Below are 1,508 nucleotides of genomic sequence, written 5' to 3'. Positions count from 1 at the left end.
GATTGCCGCCAGCCCAACGCGTGCGCAGTGACTCGGACCCGCGCGAAACCACCACCACAACCGCCGCCCGCCAACGCAAACCGCGTGGCACAGCGAACTGCGTCTCGATCCGTGATTAGTCAATACTGGGTAGTTCCGTAAAAATCGCCTTTAACCAAAACGCCAACCGCAAGCCACAAGCCAAAGCCCTGCCACTCGTACCCCGGATACGGCACTAGCAGGGGAGAGGGAGAAAGCGCCGAGGCGGCTCAGCTCGCCCCCGCGCTTTCCTGTGCTCCTTGCCAGGCCTCGAAAACCAGTCCGCGCACGGTGCGCACCCCCGAGGCCAGCGCGCCTTCCAGCACCGCGTTGGCGCCGAGTACCGAGGCCGCCAGTTCCGGGACCAGCGGCGTCATCTTGTCCAGCGTTGCTCGCAGTGGTTCCAGTAGCAGGTCCGCGCTGTCGCCGATGCCGCCGCCGAGCACGATCAGTTCCGGGTCGATGACCGCGGCGATCGAGGCGACCGCGTGGGCCAGGCGTTCGGCCTCGCGGCGGACTACTTCCAGCGCGGTTGCGTTGCCTGCGCGTGCTGCCAGGAACACGTCTTTCGCGGAGGTTGCGTCGGCCATGCCTGACTCGCGGGCGATGGCCACGACTGAGTCGGCGGCCACCGCGTCTTCCAGTAGGCCGCGGGTGCGGGCGCGGTCTTCGTTGTAGGGGCCGTAGGGGAGGTAGCCGACTTCGCCCGCCGCGCCGTGGGCGCCGGGGAAGAGTTTGCCGTCCACCACGATGCCGGAGCCCAGGCCGGTGCCGATGTGGAGGTAGACGAACAGTCGGCAGTCGCGGCCGGAGCCTGCGGCGTGTTCGCCGAGGGCGGCGAGGTTGGCGTCGTTGAGGACTTCCAGGCCGGTGCCCAGTGAGGCGGCCAGGCGGTCCGTCACCTCGCGGCGGCCCCAGCCCGGGAGGTTCACCGCGTAGCGTAGTTCGTTGGTCGCGGCGTCGATCACGCCCGGGCTGCCGACCACGGTGTGCAGGATGCGCGGCCAGTCGACGGCGGCCTGGGTGGCTGCGCGGTGCGCCTGGGCCACGATCGTGTCGACGATGCCGTCGGCGTCCGCGGCCTCGTTGCGGCAGTCGCTGCGGCCGACCACGGTGCCGTCCAGGTCGGCGATGCCGACCCGGATCCAGCTGCGGCCGACGTCCACGCCGATGGCGTAGCCGGCGGTGGGATCTGCCTCGTACAGGACCGGGGAGCGGCCGCGGCCGGCCATCGCCTGCTTGCCGATCTCGCGGACCAGGCCGCCGTGTTCGAGCCGGCCCAGGGCGGTGGACACCGTCGGCTTGGACAGGCCGGTGAGCCGGGCCAGTTCCGCGCGGGAAGTGGCGCCGTCGGCGCGCAGCCGGTCGAGCAGGAGCCGCTCGTTGTTGGTGCGCAGGACGCTGCGGTTCCAGGCGGACTCCACGTCTCGCGGGCTCCTTCTTCGGTCGGGTCGCGGGGGCCGGACGGGCCGGACGGGTCGGGCGGGTCG

General features: G+C 71.1%; 1 protein-coding gene. It reads right to left on the bottom strand.

The features are described from left to right. Window positions 1-248: 248 nt before the first annotated feature. Entirely contained in the window at window positions 249-1,442 is a 1,194-nt protein-coding gene (locus KGQ19_RS48560) for an ROK family transcriptional regulator (RefSeq protein WP_212022421.1), read from the bottom strand. Between the last annotated feature and the right edge of the window lie 66 nt (window positions 1,443-1,508).

This window comes from Catenulispora pinistramenti (assembly GCF_018274385.1).
GTDB lineage: Bacteria > Actinomycetota > Actinomycetes > Streptomycetales > Catenulisporaceae > Catenulispora > Catenulispora pinistramenti.
This window is presented reverse-complemented; position numbering and strand designations above follow the sequence as displayed.